General features: G+C 56.3%; 4 protein-coding genes. All 4 read left to right on the top strand.

Annotation, left to right across the window (positions count from 1 at the left end; genetic code table 11):
- Positions 1-645: 645 nt before the first annotated feature.
- Positions 646-2,052 carry an MBL fold metallo-hydrolase RNA specificity domain-containing protein gene (locus B3520_RS14340; RefSeq protein ID WP_286876343.1) on the top strand — a complete coding sequence of 469 codons (1,407 nt, stop codon included), beginning with the start codon at positions 646-648 and terminating at the stop codon, positions 2,050-2,052.
- 42 nt (positions 2,053-2,094) lie between these two features.
- A complete protein-coding gene (locus tag B3520_RS14345; RefSeq protein ID WP_286807499.1) occupies positions 2,095-2,817 on the top strand; it encodes a transposase in 723 nt (240 codons plus the stop codon).
- 323 nt (positions 2,818-3,140) lie between these two features.
- Entirely contained in the window at positions 3,141-6,365 is a 3,225-nt protein-coding gene (locus B3520_RS14350; RefSeq protein ID WP_286807501.1) for a hypothetical protein, read from the top strand.
- Between the two features lie 113 nt (positions 6,366-6,478).
- Positions 6,479-7,337: hypothetical protein (locus tag B3520_RS14355; RefSeq protein WP_286876344.1), on the top strand; the 859-nt coding region annotated here is incomplete at its 3' end.

Below are 7,337 nucleotides of genomic sequence, written 5' to 3' on the forward strand. Positions count from 1 at the left end.
CTCCGAAACGTCGGACCGATCCGCCCTACGCAACCTGCCGTGCCATCCGTAGGGCGGATAAGCGAAGCGCATCCGCCGTCACCACTCGACAAAGCACCCAAAGCCATTAATCGACCCCCCCAAAAAAGCGTGACCCAATTCACACCCACCCACCTTTGTAGTCAATCTCCTACAAAACCCACCCACAATCTCTTATTTCCCGCGCCATCTGCCCCATGGAGAATACACATCACAGGGAAGCGAAAGGAAACACACCCCGCCAGGAACGGCAAAGGAACCTCAGGCAGGATGCCAACAGGACGAGCACTGACAAGAAGTCACAGGAAGCAGCTCAAGAGGTAGGGGAGTCAGGAAGTGCAGCCCGCCTGCACAGCTCAGGACGAGCAAACGCACGGTCCGTCGCGTCAGGCATCAGACCGTCACTATCAAGGGCCAGCGCCTTGCGCTGGCCCTTGTCTTATTTGTAGGCTCTTGCCAAGATCCACCGGAATAGAATTTGGCATTGAGTGGCGCGGATGGAGGAAGCCCTTTCAAGACCGTAGAGCGGGGGACCCGCGATCCGAGCCCCCAGGGATGGGTTCACGGCGTGTCTTGAAAGGGCTTCCTCCATTCGTGCCCCGGGCGTGATAAATACTGAGAACGAAAATGGACTACCCAAAATTCCAACACCACGGCGGCGCCGACGGCGTCACCGGCAGCTGCCACCGCTACATCGCCGGCCCCGACCACGCTTTTCTCGTAGACTGCGGCCTCTTCCAGGGCCAGGACGCCGACCACCTCGACAGCCTCGAACAACACCAGATCCACTTCGACCTCAGCGCTGTCTTCGCCCTGATAGTCACCCACGTCCATATCGACCACATCGGAAGGCTGCCATACCTCATGGCCGCCGGATTCAAAGGCCCCATCTACTGCTCGGAGCCCTCCGCCAAACTGCTCCCGCTGGTCATCGAAGACGCCCTCAAAATCGGCTTCACCCGGGACGCGCGGCTGATCAACCAATTCCTCGACACCGTCAACAAACAGCTCAAACCGCTACCATACCGGCAATGGCACACCATCCTGGACGACGAGCAACGCAAAGTCCGCATCAAACTCCAGCGCGCCGGCCACATCCTCGGCTCCGCCTACGTTGAAGTGGACCAGCTCGACAAACCCACCGGGCAAAGCCACCGCACCGTCTTCTCGGGCGACCTGGGAGCGCCCTATGCGCCGCTGTTGTCGGCACCCAGGTCCCCCTACAAAGCCGACACCCTGATCATCGAAAGCACCTACGGCAATCGCATCCACGAAAGCCGCAAGGATCGACGCCTCAAGCTCAAAGCCGCCATCGAACACGCCCTGAAAAACGACGGCACCGTAATCATCCCCGCCTTCAGCATCGGCCGGACCCAGGAACTGCTCTATGAACTGGAAGACCTGATCTACCGGGGCGGGGAAACCTGGCAAAAGATGGAAATCATCGTCGACTCACCCCTGGCCGCCAAATTCACCCAGGTGTACCGGGAGCTCAAACCCTTCTGGGACGCCGAAGCCCAGAAGCGACTCAAGGCCGGTCGCCATCCGTTGAGTTTTGACAACCTCTACACCATCAACAGCCACGAAGAACACCTGCAGACCGTGGACTACCTCGCCAAAACCGGCCGCCCGGCCATCGTCCTGGCGGCGAGCGGCATGGCCGCCGGGGGCAGGGTGGTGAACTACCTCAAAGCCATGCTGGAAGATGAGCGCCACCAGGTCCTGTTCGTCGGCTACCAGGCCCAGGGCACCCCCGGTCGTGCCATCCAGCAATACGGGCCCACCCACGGCTGGGTCGAACTCGACGGCGAGCGCCGCACCATCCGGGCCGGTGTCACCACCATCGGCGGCTACTCAGCCCATGCGGACCAAAATGACCTGGTGCATTTTGTAAAACGGATGAAGCAATGGCCCAGCACCATCCGCCTGGTCCATGGCGACTGGAATGCGAGAGAGGCCCTGAAGGAAAAGTACCAGGCACTGGGCGAGTCCCGTCACCACCACTTCAACATCCTTCTGCCCACTAACGACTAATCAAAGGGGTCAGAGTCATTTGAATTTTACAAGGAGGAAATCATGCCAAGACGGCCACGTCCCTATTTGCCAGGGTACCCGCAACATGTTATTCAAAGGGGCAACAACCGAAGCGCTTGCTTCGCGGCTGAAAAAGACTACAAGGTCTATTTAAAGTATTTGCGGGAAGCGGCCGAACAGAGTCAGGTGGCCCTACACGCTTACGTTTTGATGAGCAATCACGTTCACCTGCTGCTCACGCCCTCAGATGAGTCTGGTGTCGCTCGAATGATGCAAGCTTTGGGGCGACGATATGTGCAGTACTTCAACAAAAGCTACGAACGCACCGGGACGTTGTGGGAGGGGCGGTACCGATCAACCTTGGTCGACTCCGAAAGTTACTTGCTTGCAGCGTACCGATATATAGAACTTAACCCCGTGCGGGCAGGCATGGTAGATCACCCATCAGAATACCCCTGGTCGAGCTACGCCCATAATGCCGTGGGGCACACAGACGCTCGAATTACGCCTCATCCGGGCTATGAAGCGTTGGGTGCTCACCCGAAAAGGAGGCAAGAGGCTTACCGGGCCCTGTTCGACGAAATATTGCCGAAATACGATGTTCAGAAAATAACCGAAGCCACCGAACGAGCTTGGGTATTGGGCAGTGAACGTTTCAAGCGAGACTTCGAACGACGAACGGGACGCCCTGCAGCAGCTCGGCCGAAGGGCGGCGACCGTAAATCAGCCGATTGGAAGAAAACCAAAGGGGTCAGAGTCGTTTGATTTCCTGCTCGTAGATTAGGATCAACCGACTCTGACCCCTTTGATCGCCTTTGATCGATTTTAGGTCGTTTAATTTTTATGCAGATTAATAAAACAAAAAGATGACGCCTTCATGTCGATAAATTGCCTCGCGACTTCCTGTGACAAAATACCGACGAACTTTCGTTAAAACAGAATCAAAAACGGAAAAAACTGCGATTCACTTCATATTTTCATTGAACGTGAGACTTTCCTCTGTATAAACTCCAGTTGGCATGCAGCTCAACAACGAGCTTGGAGCAATGCTTCGCATGCAAGCAAAAAGGACCCCAATGGAGAACAGCATGATCAAACTCAAGACCCCCCTCACGTACCTTTCCGTCGCAACTCTGGTCGCTCTCGTCGGCTGTGGTGGTAGCTCAGGCGGTGACGATAACAATCCACCTCCCACTGAACCGCCCGTGACCGAGCCAGGTCCCGGCGACAAAGACGGTGATGAAGGCAGCGGCGTCACGCTTGCCGGCGTGGCTACCAAAGGGGTCTTGAAAAACGCCCGCGTGACCGCTTACGAGCTGGATGATGACGGCAACCGTCTCGAAGGTTCCGTGGGTAGCACCGATACCGACGCGGAAGGCAGTTATGAGCTGGAGTTGACTAGCGACTACCAAGGCGGTCCGGTTGAAGTGGAAGTGTCCGTCGTGGAAGGCATTACAAAAATGGTGTGTGACGCAAGCCGTTGCGGCGATGGCGAGCGCTTCTCGGACGTCGATCTGCCGGCAGATTTTCTGCTGAACGCCATTGTTGATAAACCCAATGATGGCGACCGAATCGAAGCCGCAGTTACTGCCTGGTCCAGTATGGCCGCCAAGCGCGCCAAGGCCCTGATCGCCGAAGGCGGAAAAGACCTGGCCGCCGCTCGCAAACAGGCCGCCGCCGAAGTCAGTCAGTTGGTCGGCTTTGATGTTGAGCGCACCGGCTCGAAAGGTCTGTCTCAAATCTCCGGTGCCAGCGCGGAGGAAACTCAATATGCCGTGATGAACGCGGCCGTGGCGGAGTTGTTATTCAGCTCGACGGAAGAAGACACGCTAAGTTCGAAACTGAACCAGTTTACCGCTGCGTTAGTGGATGGCAGCGTAGGTGACGGGGATGATCGCTTCACAATATCAGAGCTTTCAAACGCGCTAAACGAGGTTATCAATAGCACCGACGGGCTTGATACCGATGCGCTCGATGCCCTGAGCAACCAGTCCGCTCAATACGATGCGGCCGGTGATGAGGGCTTCTCGCCGGACTACGACGAAGATCTGGTAGTCGATGAAAACACCACCAGGGAAGAAAAAATCACGGCTTACAAATCGTTTGTGGGCGATGTACGTACCTGGGTTTCCGAGCTTGAAGCAACAGACACCGACAGCATTGCCGCTGCTGCCCAGATTGATGCCGACGCTATCAAAGCGACGGTAGACGCCAAGGTCCAGAGTCAATTCCAGTTTGTTGGCGAAGCGCTGAACCAGGTGGGACTCTTTGCCGAAGCCAATCCGGACACATTGGTGACATTGCTGAATGACGGTGGCGCCGAGGAAATCACCATCACCAACGCCAATGGCGATGCCGTGGGCACAGCGGCCATTGAAGCCACCTACGACCAGGGTCTGGTGCTGTCTCTGTCCGGCACCGTGACGGGCGATGCTAGCGATGCCTTCGCACCCTTTGCCCTAACATTGCACACCAGCATCACCAAAGGCGCCCTGGAAGCGTTTGTCACCGATGATGATCGGGTCAGCGGTTTCCTGAACGAACTGGCACAGAGCACGGAGCTCAAGCTGGTTGGGCACGTCGGAGACCTGTCATCCGATCACTTTATACAACTGCGGGACCTGAGCGTATCGGTCGAGCTGGCCAATGCCCTCCAGGCCTCCGAGGACGGCGTGTTCGATGCAGACGAAGCCGATGCGGCGTTCCGGTCCGCAGCACTGTCGGGTGGTGTGACCGTCTATAGTGCCGGCAATGAGCTCACCGGCGATGTAGACGCCTCAATGATTCGCCTGAACGACGACGCGCGCCTGCTGGCCGACTACAACAGCGGCCCCATGAATCTGGAGCGCCTGCGGTTCACCGGCGACCTGCAATCCGCCGATGGTCGCTACGCGGCGGGTATCACTATTGCCGCTCGTTTGAATAACGCCGCCAGCTTTGACGCCTTTACCTGGTCGGATTTCTCTGGCGCGCGACTGACCTTCCGTGGTGAACTAGAATTCTCGCCTATTGAAGAGCTCAATACGGCAGTAGCAACTGATGCAGAAGCCAGTGTAGTTCACTACAACAAGTACTATGAAATAGATAGCTACATTCCTGGAATACAAGATTTCTACAAAACAGATGAGTCTCGTAGTTACGGTTATTATTTGAACCACGAGTCAGCAGACAACTTGCTCGGTGAACTTCGGGAAGCGATTGTTGGTGCACTGCCCAACACGGTCACCCTGGAATACTACGATTACTCGACCGACGAAATGCTGTCGCACGATTTCAGCTTGGGTGAATACAAAAGTCAAGTCACGGTTGATGAGATCGACACCCGCTGGCTTGAGTCCGGCCTGCAAGTTTCACTGACGCTTTCAGAGCAGGTTGAACTTCCCGGAGAGGTGTATGGGTACAGTATTGTTGAGTCTGAGAAGGTTCGCTATGGCAGCGTCTACAGTGACCCCGGTTTCGAGCAAATCTTCTTAACCTTTGAGTTAGCTGATGAAAGCTTGCTGGCGACAGTCGAAGCGGCGTTCCAGGCTGAGGTGAATCGGGCTGGCGTCGAGCCCCAAGGGTTTTACGTCTCCTCCTATAGCGGGGGAACTTATACCGTAACGAATACAGATACGGCGGAATATGAGCTGTGTCAAAATGATGCTGACGGCTATTTGACCAGTCGTTACGGGAACCTCGCTTCCCAGTATTTCTTTACAGGATGCGCTGCTCTCACATTGACCCCAACTTATCATGAAGGCCAACCTTTGAGCGCTGAAGGCAGTGAAATGCTGGAGCAGGAAGTTAAAGACGCTATTCAGCAGCGCTTGAGTCTAAGTGACGCAATGATGTCCTCTGTCGATGTCAGTTCAATCAGTGCCACGGCATCGACCGAGGCGACTGGTGGTGGCTACTGGGCCGACATGCACCTCCCAGACCTCGAAACTGTCGACAACTTCCTCAAAGGCTCCGCCACCGTCTCAGCACGCCTGGCGCTTCCGGAGCTGCCGGAAGCACGGTTGACCGCCACTTTCAATCGCTCTGCCTACGAAGGCGGCAAGTTGCGTTTTAACATGGACTGGGACGGCGGCAACTACACGCTCGAAGCCAGCGGTGACTTGGCTGAGTCCGAATCTCTGGATCTGCGCTTCTTCAACCCCCAGGGCTACGAGCTGAAGTTGAACGCCAGCACCAACGAGGCGGGCGAGCCCGTGATCACCGGTGAAGCACTGATTGATGGCGAAATCATCGGCACCGTCGAAACCCGAGATGGTCTGCCTGTGATCGTTTACCCCAATGGTGATGCCAACGAAGTCGAATCGCTTATTTAATGAAAGGGCGTTATAGACTTCGCTTTACCAAAAGGTTGGGCTTCGGCCCGGCCTTTTGGTTTTTTATTCTTGCACCGCTGTCAGCGTCAGCCGAGAGCGGTGTTTTTGCGTCCATGACCCTGGACGGCTACAGCGAGCCCGAACCGTTAATGGACACCCTCGATGAGTGGGGTGAGTCTTTCGAGAAAGGCGAGCGTCAATGGCTGCTGAACGAATTCGAAATTGGCTACCGGCTAAACAACGGCCTATCCACCGCCGCGTTCCATCGCAGTTTGGCCTCAACCCGCATTAACGAGCGGGCGGCGCAATACTACGGGTGGATCGAGCGCAACGAACCGCTGACTGACAGTACGGTACCCATTGAACTGACCGTCTCCGGTTTTGCCGGGCAGGGGGTCAAGCTAGGCTATTCCCGCCGTCAAGATCGCTGGAGCGCATCCGCTGAGGTATCCGTTTTCCAGGCCAACTACCTGATGGACGGGGGGCTGAGCGGCACCTTGACCACCAATACCGATGGCAGTTACCACATAGCCGCCGACGTAGATTACCGTTACTACCGGGATAGTCTGTTCAACCGCCCCAATATTGATCGACCCAACGGAATAGGGCACGCGTTGGACCTGAAATTGAGTTATCAAGTTACCGACGTGTGGGAGTTGGCCATGCAGGCTGACGACGTCCTGGCCTCCATTGAGTGGGACCGCGCGCCCTACACCGTCGCTTCCGCCAACAGCCAGCGGCAAACCGACGACAACGAAGGCTTTGTGTCCTTTAACCCGCTATTCGAGGGTACAGAGGGCTACCGTAACAACTACCGGCAAGATCTAGACCCGAGATACCGCTTGTCCTCCAAGCTTCAGAGCGGTCACTGGGTACTCAAAACCCACTTCGAGCACCAGTTCGGCACACTGATGCCGGTACTGGGCGTTGCCCGCCGCTGGCAGTCCGGAGGCGAGTGGGAGTTAAGCTATG

Source organism: Marinimicrobium sp. UBA4509 (genome assembly GCF_002388575.1).
GTDB lineage: Bacteria > Pseudomonadota > Gammaproteobacteria > Pseudomonadales > Cellvibrionaceae > Marinimicrobium > Marinimicrobium koreense.